Here is a 24,585-nt window from a genome sequence, read left to right on the forward strand (position 1 = left end):
GGGCGGGCCCGACCCAAGCCCACAACCCCAACCCGCCGGCCTCCAAAGTGTCTAGAGCCGTTCGCGGATGCGCAGGGTCGCGGCCCGGGGGTGGGCCGGCCACAGCCGGCGCCGGGCCGGGTGGCGGGCCGGTTCCGGGATGCGCGGTAGCCGGACGGTGAAGCTGGCTCCCCGCCCGGGGTGCCCGTCGGCGGTGATGGTGCCGCCGTGGCCGGTCACGACCTCCTGGAGCAAGGCCAGGCCGAGGCCGAAGCGGCGGTCGCCGGCGGCGGGGCCGCGGTGGAAGCGGTCGAAGAGCCGGTCGGCGTCGGCCGGGTCGAAGCCGTCGCCGGTGTCGGCCACCACCACCTCGGCGGTGTCGCGGACCGTGCGTACGGTGACGGTGATCTGCCCGCCGGCCGGGGTGTGGGTCAGGGCGTTGGACAGCAGCTCGGCCAGCACCCGGTGCAGGGCGGAGACGATCCCGGCGACCGGCAGCGGGCCGCCCGGCGTGGACAGGTTGACCGTGACCTGCCGTTCCGTGGCCCGGGCGGCTTCGCGGGCGACGGCGTCGGTGGCCAGGGCGGTCAGGTCGACCGGTTCGCGGGTCGGGCCGTCGTCGGGGGCGGCGGCCAGCCGGGCGGACAGCAGCAGTTCGTCGACGATCTCGCCGAGCCGGCGGGTGGTGCCGACCAGGCGTTCCAGGTCGCGGCGTTCGGCCGGGGCCGACGTGGAGCGCCGGGCGATCAGCTGGGCCCGGGTGTGCACCTGGGCGATGGGGGTGCGCAGCTCGTGGCTGGCGTCGGCGACGAACCGGCGCTGCCGGGCGAGGGCCTCGGCGAGCGGGGCGACCGACCGGTGCCCGACGATCCAGCCGGTCACCGACGCGGCGATCAGGCCGAAACCGGCGGCCAGGGCGAACGCCCACAGCAGGTGCCGGCGGTCGGCGAGCTGGTAGCGGGCGTCGAACACCACCTGCACCGCGCCGGTGGCGGTGGCCTGGGTGCGCACGTGGAAGACGGTGCCGGGCGCGTCGACGGTGGTGATCTCGGCGGGGCCGCCGGCGGCGACCCGGTCGAGGGCGGCGCGCTGCGGGAAGCCGGGTGGCGGCGGGACCGGGCCGGCCTGTACGACGCCGTCGTCGAGCCGGATGATCCAGTTGCAGCCGACCGGGCCGGAGATGCTGCCGTACTTGGCGCCCCAGGACAGTTCCCGCTGGATCTGCCGTTCCTGGCTGGCGACCAGGGTCGCGTAGGCGATGGCGCCGACGAGGGTGAGCAGGGCGCCGACGGCGAGGCCGACGAACAGGCCCATCCGCAGCCTCGCCCGGCACACGATGACGCGTTCGGCGGCGTTCATAGCGCGCCCAGCCGGTAGCCGAGGCCGTGGACGGTGCGCACCACGTCGCGGCCGAGTTTGCGGCGCAGGTAGTAGACGTACGTGTCGACCAGGGACGCGGCGGCGGCCTCGTCGAAGACGCGGGTGCGCAGCTGGGCGCGGGAGTGCACCTGGTGCGGCCGGGCGGCCAGCACGCGCAGCAGTTCGAACTCGCGGGCGCTCAGCGCGATCCGCCCGCCGCCGGGCAGCACGACGTCGCGGACGGCCAGGTCGATCAGGCCGCGGCCGACGCGCAGCGCGCCGGCGGCGTCGGGGACGCGGCGGCACAGGGCGCGCAGCCGGGCGCTGAGTTCGTCGAGGTCGAAGGGTTTGGCGAGGTAGTCGTCGGCGCCGGCGTCGAGTCCGGCGATCCGGTCGGCGACGGTGCCCAGCGCGGTGAGCATCAGCGCCCGGGCCGGGACGGCCCGTGATCGCAGGCGGGCGAGCAGGTCGAGGCCGTCGAGGGCGGGCAGGAGCCGGTCGATGACCATGACGTCGTAGGGCCGGGTGAGTCCGAGGTGCAGGCCGCGCTGGCCGTCGGAGGCCTGGTCGACGGTGTAGCCCTCGTCGGCCAGGGTTTCGGTCAGCATCTCGGACAATTCCGGGTCATCCTCGACCAAGAGGAGCCGCATTCATCGATCCTGGTCGATCGACCGGCGTTTGCATAGCCGAAGGTTGCTTTTTCAACAAAAATCTATCCGATCAGTACGGGTTGGGCCACCGGCGCCGGGCGGCGGCGCTCGATCCAGGAGAGCAGTGGCGTGGTCATGATCGTGGTGACCAGGGCGACCAGCACCAGCACGGTGAACAGCGACGAGTTGACGATCCCGGCCTCCAGCCCGACGTTCAGGGCGATCAGCTGCATCAGGCCGCGCGCGTTCATCAGCGCCCCGACCCGCAGGGCGACGTCCTGGGGTTCGCCGCGCAGCCGGGCCGCGCCCCAGCAGGCGCCGAACTTCCCGGCGATCGCGAGAGCGATGCAGGCGAGCGCGAACAGCAGCACCGCCGGGTCACCGAGCAGGGCGAACTCGGTGCGCAGGCCGGAGAACGTGAAGAACAGCGGCAGGAACAGGGCGGACGCGACCGGCGTGAGCGTTTCGATGATCTTGTCGGCGGCCGGGCCGTGCGGCATGACGGCGCCGACGACGAACGCGCCGAACACCGCGTACAGGCCGATCTCGTCGGTGTAGAAGGCGATCAGGAACAGCACGGCGACCACGGCGATCATCCGGATCGGTTCGGCCAGGCCCAGCAACCAGCCCATGACGCGCGGCCCGGCCAGCCACGACACCAGGCCGAACGCGATCGCGCCGCCCGCGGTGATCAGGGCGGGGCCGGGTTCGCCGGACGCGAACGCGAGGACCACGGCGAGCAGGATCCAGGCGACCAGGTCGTCGATGGCGCCGCTGGCCAGGGCCAGCGAACCGTGCCGGGTGCCGGCCTGGCCGCGTTCGGTGATGATCCGGGCCAGCATCGGGAACGCGGTGATGGCCAGGGCGACCCCGACGAACGCGGCGGACACGCCGAGCGGGATGCCGGCCGGGCGGATGTCCACGGCGTTGCCGGCCACCACCACGAGCACCACCCCGAGCACCAGGGGCGTGGTGACCCCGGCCAGCGACACCGCCCCGGCGGTGCCGGCCATCCGGGGCACCCGGTGGCCGGTGAACGCGTACCCGGCCTGGAACATGAACAGCACCAGGCCGACCTGCCCGACGACGTACAGGATCGGGTAGAGCGCGGGCGGGAACAGGGCGGCCTGCACGCCGGGCAGCAGCAGGCCCAGCAGCGACGGTCCGAGCAGGACACCGGCCAGCATCTCGGACACCACCGGCGGCTGGCCGGCCTTGCCGAGCAGCCAGGAGACGAATTTGCAGAAGACCAGGATGACCGCGACGGCGATGAAGAAACGTGGTGCCAGCTCGGTGGGCGTCACTGCTCGACCTCCTCGAAGTAGGTGCTGCACAGGCGTTGCCGGCGGGCGTCGGCGACCATCCAGGTGCCGTACGCGAGCTGTTTGAACGACCGGCCGAACTCGGCCCACCGGTCCCGCGCACGCATGGCGGCCAGCCGGGCCCGGCCGGGTCCGGGCCGGCCGGCCGGGGTCAGGTAGGCGGGGCCGCGGCTGGGCAGCGACCGGGTGTGCACGGCGGACGACGCGATCGTGAAGTGCCGCAGGATCTCCCGGGTGGCGGCGCGCAGCATCACCGGCGCGACACCACGGGCGGGGCAGGCCCGGTTCGCGGTCACCCCGTACGGGATGAAGTTGGCCTCTTTGCGTTTGATCATCAGCCAGCGATCCGGGTCGAACCGGTCGTCGCCGGCCGGGCCGGTGCGCTGGAAGGCGAGGTAGTTGAACAGCAGCACCGAACCGGCGGGCAGGGTGACCCGGTCGTCGACGCGGATCGGGGCGGACGTGATGCGGTGGGCGATGCCGAACAGCGGGTGCACCCGCAGGGTCTCGTCGATGAGCCGGTCCAGGGCGTCGTCGTCGACCGGCATCGGGCGCAGCGTGGCGCAGAGCAGGATGTGCGCCATCGCCTCGGACATCTGCACGACGGCGGTGTTGAAGAACGCGCCCTGCAGATACCAGGCGGTCTCCTCGACGGTGAAGTCGGCGGCGGGCAGGGTGACCGGGCAGGTGCCGGCCTCGAGCCGGCCGATCAGGTAACGGGTGAGCCGGTCGCGGCGGTCCATGTGCCGCAGGCCGGTGCCTTTCAGGGCGGTGACGACGTCGTCGGCGTTGGCGACGATCAGGTCTTTGGTTTCCGGTGGACACGGTGACCCGAAGACGAGTTCGTAGTAGACCTCGGCCCAGATCGGCATCATCAGGTCCCGCAGCCGGACGTGACTGGTCCTGGTGGTCGGCAGTTCGTTGACTGCCCGGCCGGTGGCGGCGGTGGCGAGTTCGTCGCCGCGCTGCTGGCCGATGGCCAGGACCTGGCGGGTCGTGCGGGCGACGGTGCGGTACCGCTCCCCCGGTTCGAGGTGTTCCTGGTGCATCTGCGGGCCGGGGGCGAGCCAGTACCAGAACAGGTCGGACAGCCCGGCGCCGCGGCTGCGCCCGTCGGCGGCCGGGTCGGCGTAGACCTGCGCGAAGTGTTCGGCGCCGACCAGCGGGCCGGGCACCGGGATGCCTTCGGTGCCGTTGACCCGCCGGAAGATCCACTCCCGGAGGCGAACGGTGATCATGTGATGAGGTCCGGGGTGAGGTCGGCCGGTCGCTGCGCTCCGGCCAGGGCCAGGCCGTGGTCCAGCTGGGCGCGCAGGGTTTCCAGCGTTTCCCGTACGCCGTGAGCGCCGCCCGCCGCGAGTCCCCGGATGACCGGCCGCCCGACGAGCACCGCGGTGGCACCCAGCGCGAGCGCGACCAGCACGTCGGTGCCGGTGCGGATCCCGCCGTCGATCAGCACCGGGATCCGCCCGCCGGTGGCGCCGAGGACGGCGGGCAGGGCGTCGAGAGTGGCGATGGCCCCGTCGAGCTGCCGTCCGCCGTGGTTGGACACGATGATCGCGTCGGCGCCGTGCTCGACGGCCAGGGCGGCGTCGGCGGGGTGCAGGATGCCCTTGAGGATCAGCGGCAGGCCGGTGGCGGCGCGCAGCCGGTCGATGTGCGGCCAGCCCAGGGCGGCGTCCATGACGATGTCCCGGCCGTCCATGTTGGCGCAGGCCAGCCCGTCCGGCAGGTCGGTGAAGCCGTTGCGCAGGTCGCGCCGGCGGTGCCCGAGGACCGGCGAGTCGACGGTGACGACGAGCGCTTTCACGCCGGCTTTGGTGACCCGGCCGATCAGGGCGTCCTGGAACGCGGTGTCGGGTTGCGGGTAGAGCTGGAACCACAGGGTGGCGCCGGCCGTGGCGATCTGCTCGATCGGCTGGGTGGCGGCCATGCTGACGACCATCGCCGTGCCGGCGGCGGCCGCCCCGGCCGCCGTGCCGGTCTCCCCGGCCGGGTGGGCGAGCAGGTGGAACGCGGTGGGGGCGATCAGGACCGGCATCGACAGGTCGGTGCCGCACACGGTGGTGCGCAGGTCGCGGGGGCCGGTACCGCGCAGCACCCGCGGGATGATCCGGCGCCGGGCGTACGCGTCGGTGTTGGCCTTGAGGGTGCGTTCCTCGCCGGCACCGCCGGCGAAGAAGTCGGCGTGGACGGGGTTCATCGGTGCCGGGTCAGGAACGCGGCCAGCGGCCCGACGTGCACGTCGGGCCGGTCCCACCGGTTCTCCAGGTTCTCGGCCAGGTGGTGGGTGCCGGTCAGCTGCCCGTCACGGTAGGCGCGCACGACCGGGTGCAGGTAGGCGGCGTCGTGGGCCTGGCCGGGGGTGTCCTGGGCGATCCGGCTGACGCTGATGTCGAACGGGTCGACCTGGTCGTGGTCGGGCCCGTATTCGAGGGTGACGACCAGGCCGTCGGGGTGCCGCTCGTGGAACAGGGCGACGGGCATCTCTTCGAGGTAGCGGCCGTCGGGCAGGACCACGTCGGCGAGGAAACCGAACTGCTGCCACAGCGCGGACGAGCGGTTGACCCGGGCGATGATCGCGTCGGTGACCTCGTGGGTTTCCAGCTGGGTGGCCGGCCACCGCTGGGTGAGGACTTTGTGCAGGGCGCGCACCGCGTACCGGAAGCCGTGGATGAAACCGCTGGTGGACTTCTTGAAATCGCGCTGCTGGGTGATCGTGCCGGCGAAGTAGAGGCCGGGGACGTTCACCGACTCCCAGGACGCGGTCTGCTTCGGGAACCGGTCGTCGATGGCCAGCTCGGGCCGGCAGGTCTCGTCGAAGACGCTCGCGTCGAACGCGAACCCCGTGCAGGCGATGACCCGGTCGTAGCGCAGCTGTTTGGTGACCTCCTCGACGCGGGCGAACGCGAACGTGACCACCAGGTCGTCGCCGTCGCGGTCGATGCCGCGCACCCTGCCGTCGAGGATCGCGTTGGCCGACTTGAGCTGGTAGGTGTCGAGGAAGTTGTTGTTGACCGCGCGCAGGTGCCCGACGAAGTGGGTGCGCCAGGCGAACTTGACGTCGTGCGGGCCGGCCACATGGATCAGGGTGGTGGTCTCGATCAGCGCGTCGGCGGTCTCGAACGCCGAGTTGCCCTTGCCGAGGATCAGGACCCGCTGGTCGGTGTAGCCGTCCGGGTCGGTGTCCATGGTGTCGTAGCGTTCGGCGTGCTCGATGCCGGGGATCTCGGGGATGTTCATCCGGGAGACTCCGGTGGCCATGATGATCTTTTTCGCGCGGAGGTCTTCCTCGCCGGTGGAGACGAGGAACTCGTCGCCGTCCTTGCGGATGCGGGTGACCCGGGCGTTGTAGCGGATCTTGACGCCGGTCTTGGCGGCGAAGTCGGCCAGGTAGCGGACCATCACGTCGGCGTCCGGGAAGTAGCGGCCGGTGTAACCGGTGAACAGGGGCGCGTCCTCGGCCAGCAGCGAGTTCCAGTCCAGGCGCAGGTTCAGTTCCGGGTCGGTGGTCCCGGTGTGCGGCTTGTTGATGGAGATGAGTTGCCGGTGCCGCGGGAAGGTGCGGAAGAACGCCCCGGGCCCGTCGGCGGCTTCCAGGACAAGGTAGTCGCTGCCGTCGGACTCCATCAGCGCGCCGAGCTGCAGGCCGGCCGGACCGGCCCCGATGATCAGGTAATCGAGCGTCACGAGCGTTGACGGTAGGAACCGGAAATCAGAGAAATATCAGTACCGGTCGCAGCAGATCGCCGCGGCGGTGCGGACGTCCTGCTCCAGGGGCCGGTCGGGGTCGATCGGCGCGATGGCGTCCGCCAGCTTTCGCAGAAGATCGGTGCTCGGTCGCCGGGCACCCACGTGCACCGCCTGCCGCAGCCCCAGAGCCAGCGAACCGACGATCAACCGGAGAAGTGCGGCCTGGTCCACCGCGCGCAGGGCGGCCTGGGTGCCGAACGGGACGACGTCCTGGTTGTGCAGGTTGGTGGGCAGGCTCTGCATGCTGGCCGGCATCGCGTCGCGGCGGATCTCGGCGATCAACGCGGTCGACGCGAGCTGGACACCCTGCAGGCCGTGCTGCTGTCCCGGGCCGGCGGCCAGCATCGGGGCAGGCCGCCGTTGCGGTGCGGGTCGACCAGCAGGTCGAGCTGCCGTTCGACGAGGTTGCCGGTCTGCGCGGCGACGCTGGTGAGCAGGTCTGCGGCGAACGCGGCGGGCTGGCCGAAGAAGTTGCCGCCGTGCACGACGGTGTCGTCGCCGGGGAAGAACAGCGGGTTGTCGCTGACCCCGGCCAGGTCGGCCGCGATGACCTGCCCGATGTAGCGCAGGGCGTCCTCGGCGGCGCCGAGCAGCTGCGGCGAGCAACGGATGCTGTACGGCTCCTGCAGGGGCCTCGTTCCGGTTTCCCGCGTGTCGGTGAGGGCGGCCCGCATGGTGGCGGCGACTGTTACCGCGCCCGGGTGGGCATAACGGGCGATCAGGCGTTCGTCGAGGAACTGGGGATCGCACCCGAGCAGCTCGACCAGCAGGCAGGTCAGATCCTGGGCGGCCCGGTGTGCTTTACGGATCTCGACGGTGGCCAGGGCCAGCGCGGCGGTGGTCAGGGAGGTGCCGTTGACCAGGGCCAGGGCGTCCCGCCCGTCCAGCGGCAGCTTCCGCAGACCGGCCCGGTCGAGCGCGTCGGCGGCCGGCATCCGTACGCCGTTGAGGTAGGCGTGGCCGCGGCCACGCAGCGCCTGGGCGGCCGCGCCGAGCGGGATCAGGTCGCCGCTGGCGCCGACGCTGCCGTACCGGGGCACGGCCGGCGCGAACGTGGTGCCGAGCATGGCGATCAGCGCGTCGACGACGTGCGGGGACACCCCGGACGCGCCCTGGGCCAGGGACCGGGCCCGGACCAGCAGGGTGGCGCGGACCAGGCCCGGGTCGAGGTCGGGGCCCTGCCCGGCGCCGAGGTGGGCGAGGGTGTTGTCGGCCTGGTCACGCAGGTCGTCCCGGCCGGCGTAACCGACCAGGGCACCGAAGCCGGTGGTGCTGCCGTAGACGGCCCGGTCGTCACCGAGCACCTTGCCCAGGAATTCCCGGCCGGCTCTTATCTCACCGCGCTGATCCTCTCCGAGGGTCACGGTGACCGGGTGACGGGCGGCGGTCAGGTCGGCGGGGGTCAGCGCGGCGGCGAGGTCCATGCCCGCGGACGTTAGGGACGGAATCTCAGAAGCCTCTGAAATCGCCCGGTTACGTTGCCGCGCATGACGCTCGACTACCTGATCATCGGGGCTGGTCCGGCCGGACTGCAGCTGGCGTCCCTGCTGGCGGACACGTCCTATCTGGTGCTGGAGGCCGGCCCGGGAGCCGGGACGTTCTTCCGGACCTACCCGCGGCACCGGCAGCTCATCTCGATCAACAAGGTATGGACCGGGTCTCAGGATCCGGAGTTCAACCTGCGCTCGGACTGGAACTCGCTGCTGCACGAGCTGCGGTTCACCCGCTACAGCGACCGGTACTTCCCGCACGCCGACGATCTGGTCCGATATCTGCAGGACGTGGCCGAGGGCCTGCCGATCCGCTACGACACGCGGGTCACCCAGATCTCCCGCCGCGACGACGGCGTGTTCGTGGTCGCGGCCGGGGACGAGCAGTTCCAGGCCCGCCGCGTGATCATGGCGACCGGGGTGTCCCGCATGCACATCCCCGCCATCCCCGGCATCGAACTCGTCGAACGGTACGACACGGTCAGCGTCGACCCGGCCGACTTCGTCAACCAGCGGGTCCTGATCATCGGCAAGGGCAACTCGGCGTTCGAGACCGCCGAGGCGCTGGTCGCGGCGGCCGCGGTGATCCACGTGGCCGGCCCGCACTCGATCAAGCTGGCCTGGCAGTCGCACTACGTGGGGCATCTGCGCGCGGTCAACAACAACTTCCTCGACACCTACCAGCTGAAATCCCAGAACGCCGTCCTCGACGGCACCATCGAGAACATCGCCCGCCGCGACGGCGGCGGCTTCCGGGTCGATTTCCGGTACGCGCGGACGGTCGAGAAACTGCGGGTGCTCGAGTACGACCGGGTCATCGCCTGCACCGGTTTCGCCTTCGACGCCTCGATCTTCGACCAGACGTGCCGCCCGGACCTGGTGATCAACGACCGTTTCCCGTCGCAGACCTCCGCGTACGAGTCGGTGAACGTCCCCGGCCTCTACTTCGCCGGCACGATCACGGCGGCGGCCTGGCTGGAGCCGGCTTCGCCGGCGGCGGCGGACCGCTGCGGGCCGCCGGGCGGCCTGGGGATGCCGCGCGAGTGATCTACACGAGCGGCAGCAGTGGCCGGCCGAAGGGGTGCGTGCAGACCTACGCCGCGATGTCGGCCGCCTGGGCCGCGCACCCCGACCGGTGGCCGCCCGCCGTCCGTGACCTGGCCGGCCGGCTCGGCCGCTATCTGGTGTTCGGTTCGCTGACCAGCCAGGTGATGCTCGAATACGGTGTGCTGTCGCTGGCCGCCGGCGGAACCCTGGTGACCGCCACCCCACCCGGCTACCCGGCCGCCGTGACCCGGCACCGCGCCACCGCCGGAGTCATCACCGTCGGCCGCCTCCACCAGCTCGTCCGCGACCAGCAGGCCAACCCGGCCGACCTGAGCAGCCTGCGCGCCCTGATGGTCTCCGGTTCCCCGCTGGACCCCGGCCGCCTGCGCACCGCCCTCGACGTCCTCGGCCCGGTGATCTTCCACGGTTACGGCCAGACCGAGACCGGCATGATCGCCATGCTCACCCCCGCCGAGATGCTGGCCGACCCGCCCGCCCTGACCACGGTGGGCCGCCCACCCGCCGCGGTCGGGACATCGCTGCGCGACGGCGAACTGTACGTCCGCACCCCCGCCCAGGCCCACGCCTACTGGAACGACCCGGCCGAGACCTCCGGCGTGTTCACCGGCGGCTGGGTCCGCACCCGAGACCTGGCCGAGTTCGACCCACAGGGCCGGCTACGCCTGGTAGGCCGGGCCCGCGACGTCATCTTCGTCCACGCCGAACTGGTCTACGCCGGCGCGGTGGAACGGGCCCTGGCCACCCATCCCGACGTGGCCGAGGCCTACGTGGTGGGCCGCCCCGACGACGAGACCGGCGAGGCGGTCCACGCCTTCGTCGTCCCCACCGCCGGCTCCCACCCCGGCGTCGAGGCCCTGCGCGCCCTGGTCCCCGGCGCCGGAACCCCCACCACGATCACCGTGATCGACCAGGTCCCCCTGACCTCCGCCGGAAAGCCCGACAAGTCAGCGCTGCGCACCCCAGCCGCCAACCCGCCCCCGTACCCGGTGCCCCGAACCGCACCGCAAGTCGAGGCCGATGGGATCGGGCGGCCCGAGTAGCCGCCAACCCGCTCCTGTAGCAGAGCACCGCGAGTCGAGGCCGATGTGATCGGCGCCCCACAGCGGCCGCCAACCCGCTCCCCTAGCCGATGCGCTGACCAGCGCTGCGAGTCGAGGCCGGCGTGGTCGGGCGGCCCACAGTCATCAACGCAGACGGCGCGTCGCCGCACCGAACGCTTCGGCGGCCCCGGTCCGGCCCTGCTGCGTGCGGCGACCGGCGAAGGACTGGTCATCGCCGGCCCGGATCGGGCGTCTGCGGCCGGTTACCGGAGCCGGGGTGGGGTGGCTGGGCCGGGATCTGCTCGGTGATCTCCTCGTAGCGCCGGACACCGGGACCCCGGCGCGCCTGCTCCCACGGCGTGGCGCCACGCCCGGCCCGCGCCGGGTGTTCCCCGATCGGCCCGCGCGCCGGCCCGGCCGCGCCGTTGGCCGCCACCGAACCGCGCGCGACAGATCCACGCGCCCTCGACCCGGGTGCGGCTGAACCGGGCGCCCCCGACCCGGACGCCCCCGACCCGGGTGCGGCTGAACCATGTGCCGGCGACCGGTGTGCCGGCGAGGCGGCCGGGACGGCCCTGTTCACTGCGGCGGCGCCGGGCCGGCGTTGCACCGCGTTCACGGTCAGGCCCCCGCCACGGGCGCGGTTGCCGGTGGCCGTATCGCGTTCCGCCCAGCCGGCCGGGATCTCGGCGGCCGCGCCCACGAGTTCGGCGGTGTCGGCCATCGCGGGTGCCGGCGAGACCGGGACGGCGGGCGCCGCGGGTGAGGTGTCGCGGCGTGGCTCGGCGGCGGCGGTGGAGGCGGAGGCCGGCCAGGGCAGGAAGCGGGGCTTGCGGCGGGCGGCCAGGTCTTCGACCCAGCCGAACATCAGGACGGCGTTGGCCAGCAGGACCAGGGCGATGACCGCGTAGCCGACCTCGAAGAACCGGCCGAGCCGCCACACCTCGAACACGTCGCCGACCGCGAAGCAGAACGCGATGGCGATGTTGTTCCACAGGTAGATGGTCACCGCTCGGGCGTTGATCAGCGACACCCACTTGGTGAGGCCGGGCCGGCGTTCCAGCCATTGCATGCTGGGACTCCAGCGCAGCAGGGCGAGCACGAAACCGACGTTGTAGAAGGCGTAGGCGACCGGGATGTACTTGAGGCCACCGGCGTCGGGGTGGGTGTGCGACCAGTACAGTCCGCCGGCCACGCAGGCGACGGCCACCGGGATGACGACCATGGCGGGGATGCGGCGCAGGGTGCCGTCGCGGTGGGCGAACCCGATGATCCAGCAGGCGGCGAAGACCAGCAGGTCGGTGCCGACCTCCTCGACGGCGGGGGCCGGCCAGATGGGCCACACGGTCAGCGCGGCCATCAGCGCGATCGGCAGCAGAACGGTGGCGAGGCGGGCCCGCTGGTAGAGCCACAGCAGCACCGGCGACAGCAGCACCAGCCACAGGTAGGTCACCAAATACCACAACACCTCGGCGGCCTGCAGGCCGAAGGTGCTCGACGGCGGATCGGCGAACGGGATAAGCCAGGTGATCAGGTGCCACAGCGGCGGCTTGTTCTCCCAGCCGACCAGGAACATGGCCGGCACCACCACCGCGGCGAGCGCCCACAGGGCGGGCAGCAGCCGCCGGACCCGCCCGTAGATCACCCTCAGCGGGTTGGGCTGCTTGGACAGGGAGTTCGCCATCAGCGACCCGGCCAGGGCGAACATGACTCCCATCGACGGGAACGCGAGTTCCAGCACGACGAACGGGAACATGTGGAACACCGACACGCGCCCGATCGCCAGGACTCGCAGCAGATCGAAATAGCGATCTCGGGTGGGTTGTGCCACGACGCCCTCCCGGGCAACGAAGAGTCGGGGCGTCGGTCCAGCACGGCTCCCGGCGGCCGGGAAGAGCCGCGGCGTCACGCTATGACCGCATTTTTGGCATTCGCTGTGGCATACCTGTCAGCAACCACAGCGGATAATCTTGCGGGCATGCCCGCCTCCCCCTACGTGACGGCCATGCGCGCCCACGTCGGTAACGACCTGCTTCTGCTGCCCGGTGCCAGCGCGGTGGTCCGCGACGACGAGGGCCGGATCCTGTTGATGCGCCGCGGCGACGACGGCCGCTGGGGTCTGCCGGCCGGCATGATCGAGCCGGGTGAGCAGCCGTCGGACGCGGCGTTGCGGGAGGTCTTCGAGGAGACCGGCATCATCGCCGAGATCGAACGGGTCGGCGGGGTGGGCATGCACGAGACCGTGTATCCCAACGGCGACCACTGCCAATACCTGACGGTCTGGTTCCAGTGCCGGGCGGTCGGCGGCGAGGCCCGCCCGGACGGTGACGAGTCCCTCGAAGTGGGCTGGTTCGCGCTGGACGCCCTGCCGCCGCTGGGTGAGCGCACCCTGTTGCGCATCTCGACCACCGAGGACCCGCTCGCCCCGGCCTGGTTTACGCCACCTTCGGTGTGAGTCATGGGTCGATCCTGGCGCGAAGCGACAGCCGGGCGCGATAGTGCCAGGGCTACTCTTCGGGTATCCCAGGCCGTACCTAAAGAGCGTCCGGGCTGGTCAGAGCCGGGTGCGGCGGCGCGCCGGCCGGCTGGAACCAGGCCGAACCGGTGGTCAGTCGCAGCAGCGACCACGAGTCCAGCTCCGGCAGCGCGGCCGGGTCGAACCAGCCGACCTCCAGGGACTCGTCCCCGTCGGCCCGCAGCGACCCACCCACCGCCCGGCACCGGAACCACACGTTGAGGTACTCGCAGCGGTCCCCGTTCGGATAAACCACCGGATGCGTCGCCACCCCGCCCACCGACAGGATCTCCGCGACGATCCCGGTCTCCTCGAAGACCTCCCGCACCGCGGCGTCCGACGGCTGCTCGCCCGGGTCGACCATGCCGGCCGGCAACGACCACCGCCCGTTGTCGCCCCGCCGCACCAGAAGCACCCGCCCACCGTCGTCGACGACGACCGCGGAGGCCCCGGGCAACAGAATCAGCCCGTGCCCGACATGCCTGCGCAACCCCAGAACGTACGGCGGGACACCCATCACGAACTCCAGATCCAATCGGGCCCGTCCTCGCCGAGCGTGTCCAGATGTTCCGCCCGCCGCAGCCCCGCCCGGGCCGCGACCCGCGCCGACGCGACGTTCGCCGGGCGCACCCGCGCGATCACCGGGTAGGGCAGTGCGGCGGACGTCGCGATCACCGCCGCCACCGCCTCACCGGCCAGCCCCGATCCCCACGCCGCCGGTTCGAGCCGGTAGAACAGATTCAGCACCGGCGCGTCGTGCAGCCGCACCAGCTTCACCCCGCAGAACCCGATCACGTGCTCCGAACCGCGGCGCCGCAACACCCAGTACCCGAACCCGTGCCGTTCCCAATGATCGATCCACCCGCGGCACCGCTCGACCGCCTGCGCCCGCGTCCCGATCAGGTCGCCCGGGTTGTGCTCACAGGCCAGTCGGTCCTGATGGATCCGCAGCACCGCGCCCGCGTCGGCGAGCACCGGCCGGCGCAACTCCAGCCGCGGCGTCAGCATGCCGGCTGCCCGAGCAGCACCAGAACGTGCCACAGATACTTGATCAGCTGCAGGCGTGCCGGATCACCGGCCGCGTCCCGGGCGGCCCGCCCGATCAGCTCCGCGTCCAGTTCCTCCACCCCGTACCGCGCGGCGATGTCCACCGCCAGCGGCGGAGCCTCCGCGCCACGCAGCGAAGCCGGGAAAGCGCCGGCCGCCAGGCGGAAACCCGGCGACCAGCGAAGATCAAGACCCCAGGACGACAACAGCGACTCGTACGGCGTACCCCGGAACGAAGGGTCGGCAACGACGGCCGCGACATCCGCGCCCAGCCTGAGCCCACCGTGGATCTGCGCCTCGACGTAGTCGTCGAGGGCCCGTCCCGCGGCCGGGCGCGCCGCACCCAGCGCGGCCACCCACGCGTCCGCGGAGGGCGCCGCCAGGTTCAGCGCCCGCCCGGTCCGTGTCACCTCGTCCAGCAGCGCCGCCCACACCGCACCGAACGCATCCGCGGTCCCCAGCACCGCCGGTAACGTCACACTGTCGCCGTGACTGAACGTGGCCCGCCGCGACACCTCCGGCCGCAGCACCAGATGACAGCTGCCGAACCGCGGCGACGCCCCGTCCGGATGCCCGGCCAGATTCAGACCGCCGTAGACCGGCCGCCCGACCGCACCCGCGTAGACGCCGGGGAACATGCGTTCCTCCCAGGCCGGGCGGTCCCCGCCGAGTCCCCCGTTGGAGATCCCGGTCTCGAACTGCGTCCGGTAGACCCCGTCTGCCGCCAGCCGCGCCGCCACCGTCGACCCGTCCGCCAGCAGCCGATCCGGGTGGAAATTCACCGTGATCACCACCCGGTCGAACAGGCCCGCCGGCCCCGGCGCCGGGAAACGCTCCCGCACAAAGGCGAGCGCCCGTTGCTCCGGCGGCAGGGCGGTCACTTCGGCTCGATCGCGCCCGTCGCCAGCAGCACGATCAACAACGAACCCAGGACCACGCGGTACGCGATGAAAATGCTGTAGGAGTGCTTCGAGATGTACTTCAGCAGCCACGACACCGCGAAGTAGCCGACGATGAACGACACCACCGTCGCGGTGATCGTGTTGACCCAGCCCACCCCGGCCGAGATCTGCGGCGCTTCGTCGTGGATCTGCAGGATCGTCGCCCCGAACAGCGCCGGCACCGACAGGAAGAACGACAACTTCGTCACCGTCACCCGGTCGAAATCGCGCAGCAGACCCGCCGACATCGTCGCCCCCGACCGCGACACGCCCGGAATCAGCGCCAGGCACTGCGCCGTACCGATGATCAGCGTGTCCTTCCAGGTGGTGTCCCCCTCGTGGCGCACCTGGGTGGCCGCATGATCGGCGAACGCCATCACCCCGGACCACAGGATCAGCGCCCCCGCCACGAACCACAGGCTGCGCAGCGTCGTCTCGATCGTGTCCTGGAAGGTCAGCCCGACGATCCCGATCGGGATCGTCCCGATGATCACCGCCCAGCCGAACCGGTAGTCCTGCTCCCGCGCCGCCTTGCTGAACAGCCCCTTGAACCACGCCGGAACGATCCGGACGATGTCCTTCCACAGGAAGATCAGGGTCGCGAACACCGCACCCGACTGGATGATCGCCGTGAACGCGGTGATATCCGGCGAATCGATCTCATACCCGAGAAGCTTCTCCACGATGGTCAGGTGACCGGTGCTGGAGATAGGGAGGAACTCCGTAAATCCCTCCACCGCACCCAGCAGCACCGCCTCGACAATGTTCACACCCGACCGCCTTTGTCCCGAACCCCTGACCGCCGGAAAGCATAGGGGGACGCGTCATCCCCGAGCGCGGCGGGCACGCGCCGCCGCCAGGGTGTAGGCCGGATCACGATCAAGGTTGTGCCGGTCCCGGTCATAGCGGCGGGTCGTGCGCGGATCGGCGTGACCCATCGCGTCCTGCACGTCCTCCAGCGGCACCCCCTCCGACCGGGCCGCCGTCGCGAACGCGTGCCGCAACGAGTGCGGCGACAACCGGTCCGCCGCCGCGATCCCCGCCTCCCGGGCCAGCCGGCGGATCAACCGGAACACCGCATGCCGGTCGATGCGCCCACCCGTCGACGTCAGGAACAACGGACCGTCCTCGGCACCCCGCAACGCCAGGTAGTCGTCAAGCGCCTCGGCCGCGTCCTCGGTGAGCACCCGCCGCCGCGGACGGCCACCCTTACCCACGAACCGCACCGTCCGATGCCCACGCTCGGTGCCCACGTCCGCCAGGTCCAGACCCACCAGCTCACCCACCCGCAGACCCAGGTCCGCCAGCAGGGTCACCACCGCCCGGTGCCGCGCGCCCGCCGCCCGGGCCACACCCAGCAGCGCATCGACCTCCTCCGGCGACAGCCCGACCGTCGCCGAGTGATCCCTCGACACGTACGGGCGGTCGGCGCCGGACACCGGATTGAACTCCACCGCCCGCAACTTCACCAGGAAGTCATACCAACTCGACAACCCCGACAATTTGCGGGCAACGGTGGCGGCCGCCAACTTCCGCGCCTCCAACCCCCGCGCATACGCGTTCACATCCAGGAACGACGCCCGCAAAGGCTCGACACCACGCTCCGCGCACCAGCCCAGCCACCCGGCCACATCACGCCGGTACGCCGCCCGGGTGTGCTCCGACAACCGCCGATTCGCCAACCACGCCTCGGTGACCTGCTCCGCCGCACCCAACCCGGCGACCGCGCCGCCACCCTGCCTCGGCACCACCTGCATACCGGCCATCGTCTCAGCTCTCGGACACCGCACCCGCCGCGACATGCCAGCGCCGCCCGTATCCGACCGCCTCCGCGAAATACCGGTCATGCGTCACCGTGACCACCGTCCCCCGGAACCGCCGCAACGCCTCCTCCACCACATCCAGCGCGTCGAAATCCAGAAAGTTCGTCGGCTCGTCCAGCACCAGCACCCGCGCCGGCCCGTTCACCAGCACCGCCAGAACCAGACGCCGCAACTCCCCCGCCGACAGACTCCGGGTCCGCGCCTCCCACTGATCCGGACCGAACTGATGCCCCAGCAACAACCGCTCCGCATCATCCACATACACCGGAACCCGCTGCCGGAAGAACTCCATCACCGTCGCATCCGACCGCAGTCCGTCACCGGTCTGCGGCAACACCCCCACCTCGTCGCCACCGGCCTCGGCCAACGCCCGCACCAGCGTCGTCTTCCCCGCCCCGTTACGACCGGTCACCAGAATCCGATCACCACGCCGCACATCCAGATCCACCCCGTCCAGCAGCACCCGATCCCCGAACGCCACCCGCAGACCCCGGAGCTTCACCACCACTTCACCGGCCTCGGCCACATCCACCGGGAACGACAACGTCAACGGCGGCCGCGACGCCGGCCTCGCGATCCACCGCGTCGACTCCATCTGCCGCCGCAACCGCCGCTCCCGGACCTTCGCCTTGCGCGCCACCAACCGCGACACCCGCTTCAGATGCGGAGCCGCCGCCCCCATCCCCTTCGCCAGCTCGACACCGCGGGAAAACTCCTTCGTCCGCTCGATGTCCGCCTCCCACCGGCGGCGATCCTTCTCCTGCGCCTCGAAGTCCAGCAGCAGCTTCTCCCACCGCCGCTGCTTCTCCGCCCGGTACGCCGTGTACCCGCCACCCGGATAGTCCTGCGGCTCGTCATGAATCCCGTCCAGCTCCACGACCCGCGTCACCGTGGCATCCAGGAACGCCCGGTCATGACTGACCACCAGCACCCCACCCGGGAAATCCCGCAACCACCCCTGCAGCCACGCCGCGCCCTCGGCATCCAGGTGATTGGTCGGCTCGTCCAGCAGCAACAGGTCCGGCTCCGCCAGCAACGCCCGCGCCAGCAGCAGACGCGCCTGCTCGCCCCCGCTCACCTCGGCCAGCGTCAGCCCATCGGGCAACTCAGCGATATCGAGCCGCTGCCGGATCTCCACCAGCCGCGACTCCGCCGCCCACCCTTCCAGGGCCGTCCACCGCTCCTGGACCGCCCCGAACTCCTCCAGCACGTCCTCACCGGCCGCCAGCCGCGCCTCGAGCCCGCGCAACGCCGCGGTGACCTCGGCCAGCTCACCCAGACCGGCAGTCAGGAACGCACCCACCGTGCCCTCGGGATCCGGCATCTGCTGCGGCACATAACCGACCCACGTGCCCGGCCCGCGCGTGACGGCGCCGGCCAGCGGCTTCAGCTCACCGGCGAGCAACCGCAGCAGGGTGGTCTTCCCGGCACCGTTCGGCCCGACCACACCGATCCGGTCGCCGTCTCCCAGCACCAGGTCGAAACCCTCGAACAGCAGGTCACCGTCGTGGGAGTAGGAAAGGGAAACAGCCTTGAGCAAGAAAATCTCCAGAAGCAGACACCGACAGGGGTACGCCCACAGCCGTTCACGCAGGCCAGGACGTCACGGAGTGCGGAGTCGCTATCACATGGAGAATGCCGCTCCCGGGCTCGACCGATGTTCCACCGCCGACATTGCCCGCCCGGCGCCGCACGCGCAACCGGTTTTCGGGCCGTCGCCCTCTTCCGGCACGGTCACCCCTGGGGATGACTCCGTGGTCACGTGCGTCCCGTCGTCGCGGCCGGCCCGGGTCCGCCCGCCTTTCGAGCGGCTGTGCCGGCCCGCGGTGCGCTCATGCCGTACGAAATGGGCCTGACCTGGGGCTCGGCGTAGCCGGGTGGATGTCGTTGATTCCTTTTTAGTTCTTGGGGTGCGCCGGTGTCCTGGCGCACCCGCTGTAGAGCGTCCTAGGATGCAGCTTTGGTTACTGCGTTTTCGCTCACGTGCCGGGGACTGCCGGACGACGCGCTCCAACGCTCAGGCGCACAATGGGCGGCGTGCCGCGTCCTTCGTCCAGCTCACCGCCGATCCGGCACACAGCCGATCCCGCGCGGACCCGTGAAGACCTCTCCCACATGCGGCCTGAGCTGCTCGAACGCTACGATTCCGAGCTGCCGGGAGCCCGCGCCGCGGTGATGGGCCGGCTGCTCGGAGCGCTTGACCGGGAGGCTCTGCCCGGGCTGGTTCTCCGAGGTGGCGGCCAGGTGTCGTTCCAGGGAGTGACGGTCCGCTATCCGCCCGAGGCGGCCGCGGCGTTCGCGGTGGCCCAGCCCGGATTGTCGGTGACGGTCCGAGCCGGCAACGGGCTCCGGGCCGGCGGCCCGATCGTCGACGAGACGCGGAACGGCGCACCCGACGCCCCGCGCGGCGGGGGCCGGCATGCGCACGGTTCCGGCGAGAGCGAGAGCGAGCGGCCAGGAGGTGGCCGGCACTCTCGTGGGCGCCGCCCGGCCCCCCGCACCCGGCGCGGCGGCGCGCTCGGTGGCACCCAGCAGGAGGAGGACACCCGCCCGAACGTCGCCGGCGGGCGCGGCTGGGACAGCGAGCCGGGCCGCCACGGGACGGGCTGGGACGACGACTACGGCTACCTCGAGGACCCGGAACCGCCCGGAGCATTCGTCACCGACCCCGCCACGCTCATCCGGATCCTGTGGCCGGGCAGCGATCTCGCCACCGAGATCGACAACAGCGTCGCCAACATGGCCCTCGCCCGGGCCGCCAACCCCGTGCAACGGCTGCCGCAGGCCGGCGATCCGGATGGCCTCGCCCGAGCGGAACAGTCCATCACCGACGGACACCCGCTGCACCCCTGCGCGCGCACCCGCGGCGGGATGAGCGTCGCCGACGTCCTCGCCTACGCGCCGGAACACTCCCCCGTCATTCGGCTGCGCCGGTTACGGGTTCCCGCCGACCGCTGGTACGGCACCGCCGAACCCGTCCTGCTCGCCCACCCCTGGCAGGCCGACCGGATCCGCGACCGGTACCCGTGGCTGACCGACGACGGCGAGACCGCACCGGTGCGGCCGCTCATGTCGCTGCGCACCGTCGTCCCGGTCGGCGGCGGCCCGCACGCCAAGACCGCCGTCGACGTGCAGATGACCTCCGCCGTCCGGACCGTGTCCCCCGCCGCCGTGCACAACGGGCCGGTCCTGTCGAAACTGCTGCGCCACGTCACCTCCGGCCTCCCGATCGACGTGCTCGCCGAAACCGCCGCCGGCGCCGTCCTCGTCGACGGCGTGCCGCAACGCCACCTCGCCTACCTGACCCGCGAGGCACCCCGCCTCGCCGAGGGCGAAACCGTCGTCCCGATCGCCCTCTACGGCGCGTCGCCGCTGCTCATGTCGACGGTCCCCGACCCGTACGCCTTCCTGACCCTGATCGGCAGCCTGCTGTTCGCGCCCCTGCTCAGCGTGCTCGAGCGCGGCGTCGCGCTGGAGGCACACGGCCAGAACACCCTCGTGGTGCTGCGCGACCACCGCCCCACCCGCATCCTCTACCGCGACCTCGGCGGAGTGCGCGTCAGCGCCCGCCGTCTGACCGCCGCCGGCCTCGACACCCCACCGCTGCACGGCGACCTGCCCAGCGACGACCCACAGGTGCTACGCACCAAGCTGTCCGCGGCCGCGCTCGGCACCGTCGCCGCCGAGCTCATCGCGGCGCTGACCCGCCACCACGGCGCCGACCCCGCCCGGCTGTGGGGCATCGTCGCCACGGCGATCCGGGAGACCGGCACCGCCGACGCGCCCCACCTGCTGCGCGACCCGCTGCCGGTGAAGGCGACCACGGCCATGCGCCTGGCCGCCGACCCCCTCGACGACATCTGGGCCCTTCTGGACAACCCCATGGCGGCACACGTATGACGCGCAGTCTCTCCCCGGAACGCCTCGCGCACACCGAGGCCGCCCTGGCCGTCCACGCACCGTCGCTGCTGGACGGTTTCCTCGCCGCTCTCCCGGTGGCAGCCGACACGGTCGGGCGGCGGCTGCGCGGCGCGCTCGTCCGGGAGCGTATCCGAGACATGGGGCCCGGTCTGGAACATGCGTTCGATCGGGTCGAATATCCGACCTCCGGCGTCGGTGACCCGGTCGAGCTGCTCGACGGGATCGACGCCCCCGGCTTCGCGGCCGAGCTGCGCAACGCCGTGATCAACATGGCGATCGCGATGGCCCGGCCGGCCACCCCGACCGGCGACGGCCCGGATTGGCACGCGATCGGACTGGAACGCCTCGCCGTCACCGGGCACAATTTGCATCCCTGCGGGCGCACCAGACTCGGGTGGGACACCGGCGACGTCCTCGCCTACGACCTGGAGACGCCACTGACCTCGGTCGGGTTCGTGGCGGTCCGCGACGAGCTGCACCTCGGCGACGAGGTGTGGCCGGCCGTGCAGGCGCCGGCCGGTTACACGGTCCAGCCGGTCCACCTCTGGCAGCGGGACATGGTCCTGCCCGCCCGCTACGGCGACCTGCTGCACGACCGGTCACTGATCATCCTGGGAGACGAACTACCGGCGGTCCCGACGGCGGCCCTGCGCACCCTGCTGCTGCCGGACACCGGCGAATACCTGAAGGTGTCCCTCGACATCCAGGTCACCTCGACCCGGCGCAGCATCAGCGTGGCCAGCACCCGCAACGGCCCGGCCGTGTCACAGCTGCTGCACCGCCTGGTCGCCGACGACCCGGACGGCGACCGGCTGCTGCTCATGGCGGAGACGGCCGGCGCGGCTGTACCGGTCGGCTCCGGACGCGACCTGGCCGCGATCCGCCGCGACGGCCTGGCCGGCCGGCTGCAACCCGGCGAACGGGCCATCCCCGGCGGGGCACTGCCGTTCCTGCTGGACGAGCTCGTCACCGGAGACCCGGCCGACTGGCTCCGGGAGTACGCGCAACTGCTGCTCCCGCCGCTCATGCGGCTGGCCGCCACCGGCGTCGCACTCGAGGCGCACCTGCAGAACTGCCTGCCCACGTTCGTCGGGGGCCGGCCGCACCGGCTCGCCCTGCGCGACTTCGCCGGCCTGCGCCTGCACCGGCCACGCCTCGCCGCGGCCGGCCACGACATCAGCCTGTGGCCCGGCTCGGTCGTCGGCACCGACGACATCGACGTCATGCGCGCGAAGATCGGCTACACCCTGTTCCAGGCCCACCTCGGCGAGATCGTCCTGCACCTGGACCTCGACGAGAACCGGGCCTGGCGGATCATCCGCGAGGTCCTCGACACCTGCTGCTCCGGCGACGACCACGCGGCCTTCACCGCCCCGCGCGTTCCGCACAAGGCCCTGGTCCGCATGCGCCTGGCCGGCAACGGCGACCTCTACATCCCGGTCCGGAACCCCCTGCATGCACGCTGAGCTCCTGCGCACCCTCCCGAAGCCGGTGTGCGCCTACCTCTACGACACGGCGGCGCTGCGCGCGCGAGTGAGCGCGGTCCGGGCGTGGCTGCCCGCCTCCGCCTCCCTGCTGTACGCGGTGAAAGCCAACGGCCACCCCGACGTCGTAGCGACGATGGCCGCGGCCTGCGATGGACTGGAGGTGGCCTCCGGCGGCGAACTCGACCTCGCCCTGGCCGCCGGCGCGCGGCGCCTGGTGTTCGGCGGCCCCGGCAAGACCGACGCCGAACTCGCCGCGGCAACCAAGGCCGGCGTCCTGCTCAACGTGGAGAGCCTGCACGAACTACATCGGCTGGCCGCCCTCGGCGACAACCCCGCCGTCTGCCTCCGGGTCAACCGCCCCGGCGCCGGTCTGCCCGGCAGCCACGCCATGACCGGCACACCGACCCCGTTCGGCATCGACGAGGCCCAACTGGCCGACGCGATGCGCATCCCCGGCGTCCGGGTCATCGGCTTCCACCTGCACGCCGTCTCCAACAACATGGACGGCACCGCGCACGCCGCCTTCGTCACCGACGCCCTCGACTGGTCGGCCCGCACCGCCGCCGCCCTCGGCGTCGACCTGCGGACCGTCAACGTCGGCGGCGGCTTCGGCATCGACTACCTGCACGCCACCGACCGGATGGACCTGGCGCCGCTGGCCTCCGTCACCGTCCCGGACGGCATCGACCTCGTCTTCGAGCCCGGCCGCTACCTCGCCGCCGACGCCGGCTGGTACGCGGCCGAGGTCCTCGACGTCAAAACCACCCACGGCCGCACCTTCGCCGTCCTGCGCGGCGGCACCCACCACTTCCGGCTGCCCGCCGCGTGGGGGTACAGCCACCCGTTCACGGTCGTACCGGTCGACGAATGGCCGCACCCCTACCCGCGCCCGCAGGCCCGCGACACACCGGTCGACGCGGTCGGTGAACTGTGCACCCCCCGCGACGTGCTGACCCGCGGCCAGCACGTCGACCTCCTGCGGGCCGGCGACATCCTGGTCTTCGGCCGCACCGGCGCCTACGGCTGGGACATCTCCCACCACGAGTTCCTGCGCCACGACCCGCCGGCCTTCGTGATCGTCCAGGCCCCCTTTCCAAAGGAGACCTAGTTGCCGACGCCCAGCGACGACATGAACGCCGACGGGTAACGGTCGCCGCGGGCCGAACCCTTCGGGACCGCCTTCTCGATCTCGGCCAGGTCCTCGGCGGTCAGCTTCACGTCCAGCGCCGGCAACGCCTCGGCCAGCCGCTCCCGGGTCCGGGCCCCGACCAGCGGCACGATCTCCTCGCCCTGCCCGGCCACCCAGGCGATCGCCAGCTGCGTCACCGTGCACCCCTTCACCTCGGCCACCCGCCGCAGCGCCTCCACCAGGGCCCGGTTGTGCTCGCCGTCCGCACCGGCGAACCGGGGGCTGTGGCCGCGGTGGTCACCGGCCCGGCCCGGCGCCCACGTGCCGGACAACAGGCCACGGCTCAGAATCCCGTACGCGGTCAGACCGATGCCCAGTTCCCGCAACGTCGGCAGGACATCGTCCTCCACCGCCCGCGACAGCAGCGAGTACTCGATCTGCAGGTCCGCGACCGGGTGCACGGCATGCGCCCGGCGGATCGTCTCCGAACCAACCTCGGACAGCCCGACATACCGCACGTAACCGGCGTCGATCATCTCCTTGATCGCACCGACCGTGTCCTCGATCGGCACCGACGGGTCCAGCCGGGCCGGCCGATAGATGTCGATGTGGTCGACACCGAGCCGGGTCAGCGAGTACGACAGGAAATTCTTCACCGCATCGGGCCAGCTGTCCTGCCCGGCAAAGCGCATCCCCGGCCCCACCTGCTGCCCGAACTTCACGCTCAGCAGGTAACTGTCCCGGTCCCGGCCGCGCAGCGCCTCGCCGAGCAGCATCTCGTTGTGCCCCATGCCGTAGAAGTCGCCGGTGTCGATCAGGGTGACACCGGCGTCCAGCGCGGCGTGCACCGTGGCGATGCTCTCCCCCCGGTCGGCCGGCCCGTAGACGCCGGACATGCTCATCGCGCCCAGCCCGACCGCCGAAACCGTCGGACCACTTTTTCCCAGAGTTCGTGTCTGCATGGCTTCACCGTGCGCTCGTCGTGGGGCGAGCGGGAGCGGAGCGCTCATCGTGGGAGCGCCGGTCCCTGGCTACGGGTCAAGCAGCCGGGGCAGCATGGG

Annotated in this window: 20 protein-coding genes and 1 pseudogene; 6 read left to right on the top strand and 15 right to left on the bottom strand. The window is 71.9% G+C overall.

Annotated elements, in window-relative coordinates:
* Positions 1 to 51: 51 nt before the first annotated feature.
* The 7 genes and pseudogenes from Ato02nite_RS33520 to Ato02nite_RS33550 form a co-directional block, all read right to left on the bottom strand.
* Entirely contained in the window at positions 52 to 1,338 is a 1,287-nt protein-coding gene (locus Ato02nite_RS33520; protein ID WP_213010682.1) for a sensor histidine kinase, read from the bottom strand.
* A complete protein-coding gene (locus Ato02nite_RS33525; protein WP_213010683.1) occupies positions 1,335 to 1,988 on the bottom strand; it encodes a response regulator transcription factor in 654 nt (217 codons plus the stop codon). The genes Ato02nite_RS33520 and Ato02nite_RS33525 overlap by 4 nt, the downstream gene beginning before the upstream one ends.
* Positions 1,989 to 2,050: 62 nt before the next feature.
* Entirely contained in the window at positions 2,051 to 3,292 is a 1,242-nt protein-coding gene (locus Ato02nite_RS33530) for a cation:proton antiporter (protein WP_213010684.1), read from the bottom strand.
* The gene (locus tag Ato02nite_RS33535) at positions 3,289 to 4,548 is read right to left on the bottom strand and encodes a cytochrome P450 (RefSeq protein ID WP_213010685.1); all 1,260 of its coding nucleotides are present in this window, start codon (positions 4,546 to 4,548) and stop codon (positions 3,289 to 3,291) included. The genes Ato02nite_RS33530 and Ato02nite_RS33535 overlap by 4 nt, the downstream gene beginning before the upstream one ends.
* On the bottom strand, positions 4,545 to 5,513 hold the full coding sequence (locus Ato02nite_RS33540; RefSeq protein ID WP_213010686.1) for an alpha-hydroxy acid oxidase: 969 nt from the start codon (positions 5,511 to 5,513) through the stop codon (positions 4,545 to 4,547). The genes Ato02nite_RS33535 and Ato02nite_RS33540 overlap by 4 nt, the downstream gene beginning before the upstream one ends.
* A complete protein-coding gene (locus Ato02nite_RS33545) occupies positions 5,510 to 7,000 on the bottom strand; it encodes an NAD(P)-binding domain-containing protein (protein WP_213010687.1) in 1,491 nt (496 codons plus the stop codon). Before Ato02nite_RS33545 ends, Ato02nite_RS33540 begins: the two co-directional genes overlap by 4 nt.
* A gap of 36 nt (positions 7,001 to 7,036) precedes the next feature.
* A pseudogene (locus Ato02nite_RS33550) lies at positions 7,037 to 8,487 on the bottom strand (aromatic amino acid ammonia-lyase).
* A 63-nt stretch (positions 8,488 to 8,550) separates the two neighbouring features.
* Here Ato02nite_RS33550 and Ato02nite_RS33555 point away from each other — a divergent pair.
* Entirely contained in the window at positions 8,551 to 9,600 is a 1,050-nt protein-coding gene (locus tag Ato02nite_RS33555) for an NAD(P)-binding domain-containing protein (protein ID WP_213010688.1), read from the top strand.
* The gene (locus Ato02nite_RS33560) at positions 9,597 to 10,661 is read left to right on the top strand and encodes a class I adenylate-forming enzyme family protein (protein WP_246607747.1); all 1,065 of its coding nucleotides are present in this window, start codon (positions 9,597 to 9,599) and stop codon (positions 10,659 to 10,661) included. Before Ato02nite_RS33555 ends, Ato02nite_RS33560 begins: the two co-directional genes overlap by 4 nt.
* A gap of 229 nt (positions 10,662 to 10,890) precedes the next feature.
* On the opposite strand, the gene Ato02nite_RS33565 is transcribed toward Ato02nite_RS33560, so the two are convergent.
* The gene (locus tag Ato02nite_RS33565; protein ID WP_213010689.1) at positions 10,891 to 12,492 is read right to left on the bottom strand and encodes an acyltransferase family protein; all 1,602 of its coding nucleotides are present in this window, start codon (positions 12,490 to 12,492) and stop codon (positions 10,891 to 10,893) included.
* Positions 12,493 to 12,639: 147 nt separating this feature from the next.
* Here Ato02nite_RS33565 and Ato02nite_RS33570 point away from each other — a divergent pair, with 147 nt between their 5' ends.
* Complete coding sequence (locus tag Ato02nite_RS33570; protein WP_213010690.1) at positions 12,640 to 13,116, top strand: NUDIX hydrolase; 477 nt, start codon at positions 12,640 to 12,642, stop codon at positions 13,114 to 13,116.
* A 79-nt stretch (positions 13,117 to 13,195) separates the two neighbouring features.
* On the opposite strand, the gene Ato02nite_RS33575 is transcribed toward Ato02nite_RS33570, so the two are convergent.
* From Ato02nite_RS33575 to Ato02nite_RS33600, 6 genes are read right to left on the bottom strand one after another with little or no spacing between them, the layout of a single operon-like run.
* Positions 13,196 to 13,711, bottom strand: a complete 516-nt coding sequence (locus Ato02nite_RS33575) for an NUDIX hydrolase (protein ID WP_246607749.1) — start codon at positions 13,709 to 13,711, stop codon at positions 13,196 to 13,198.
* Entirely contained in the window at positions 13,693 to 14,184 is a 492-nt protein-coding gene (locus tag Ato02nite_RS33580; protein ID WP_213010691.1) for a GNAT family N-acetyltransferase, read from the bottom strand. The genes Ato02nite_RS33575 and Ato02nite_RS33580 overlap by 19 nt, the downstream gene beginning before the upstream one ends.
* Entirely contained in the window at positions 14,178 to 15,104 is a 927-nt protein-coding gene (locus Ato02nite_RS33585) for a DUF3626 domain-containing protein (RefSeq protein WP_213010692.1), read from the bottom strand. Before Ato02nite_RS33585 ends, Ato02nite_RS33580 begins: the two co-directional genes overlap by 7 nt.
* Positions 15,101 to 15,934, bottom strand: a complete 834-nt coding sequence (locus tag Ato02nite_RS33590) for an undecaprenyl-diphosphate phosphatase (RefSeq protein ID WP_213010693.1) — start codon at positions 15,932 to 15,934, stop codon at positions 15,101 to 15,103. Before Ato02nite_RS33590 ends, Ato02nite_RS33585 begins: the two co-directional genes overlap by 4 nt.
* 54 nt (positions 15,935 to 15,988) lie before the next feature.
* Complete coding sequence (locus Ato02nite_RS33595) at positions 15,989 to 16,930, bottom strand: tyrosine-type recombinase/integrase (protein ID WP_213010694.1); 942 nt, start codon at positions 16,928 to 16,930, stop codon at positions 15,989 to 15,991.
* A gap of 4 nt (positions 16,931 to 16,934) precedes the next feature.
* On the bottom strand, positions 16,935 to 18,461 hold the full coding sequence (locus Ato02nite_RS33600) for an ABC-F family ATP-binding cassette domain-containing protein (protein ID WP_246607771.1): 1,527 nt from the start codon (positions 18,459 to 18,461) through the stop codon (positions 16,935 to 16,937).
* A gap of 641 nt (positions 18,462 to 19,102) precedes the next feature.
* Between Ato02nite_RS33600 and Ato02nite_RS33605 the strand changes: the two genes are divergently transcribed.
* From Ato02nite_RS33605 to Ato02nite_RS33615, 3 genes are read left to right on the top strand one after another with little or no spacing between them, the layout of a single operon-like run.
* Positions 19,103 to 20,887 (top strand): IucA/IucC family protein, encoded by a 1,785-nt coding sequence (locus Ato02nite_RS33605; protein ID WP_246607751.1) that lies wholly within the window; start codon positions 19,103 to 19,105, stop codon positions 20,885 to 20,887.
* Complete coding sequence (locus tag Ato02nite_RS33610; RefSeq protein WP_213010696.1) at positions 20,884 to 22,374, top strand: IucA/IucC family protein; 1,491 nt, start codon at positions 20,884 to 20,886, stop codon at positions 22,372 to 22,374. The genes Ato02nite_RS33605 and Ato02nite_RS33610 overlap by 4 nt, the downstream gene beginning before the upstream one ends.
* Positions 22,364 to 23,503 carry an alanine racemase gene (locus Ato02nite_RS33615; protein WP_213010697.1) on the top strand — a complete coding sequence of 380 codons (1,140 nt, stop codon included), beginning with the start codon at positions 22,364 to 22,366 and terminating at the stop codon, positions 23,501 to 23,503. Before Ato02nite_RS33610 ends, Ato02nite_RS33615 begins: the two co-directional genes overlap by 11 nt.
* Here the strand turns inward: Ato02nite_RS33615 and Ato02nite_RS33620 are convergent.
* Complete coding sequence (locus Ato02nite_RS33620) at positions 23,500 to 24,486, bottom strand: aldo/keto reductase (RefSeq protein WP_246607753.1); 987 nt, start codon at positions 24,484 to 24,486, stop codon at positions 23,500 to 23,502. The two genes, Ato02nite_RS33615 and Ato02nite_RS33620, sit on opposite strands and share 4 nt — an antisense overlap.
* Between the last annotated feature and the right edge of the window lie 99 nt (positions 24,487 to 24,585).

It is taken from the genome of Paractinoplanes toevensis, from assembly GCF_018332695.1.
Taxonomy (GTDB): Bacteria; Actinomycetota; Actinomycetes; order Mycobacteriales; family Micromonosporaceae; genus Actinoplanes; species Actinoplanes toevensis.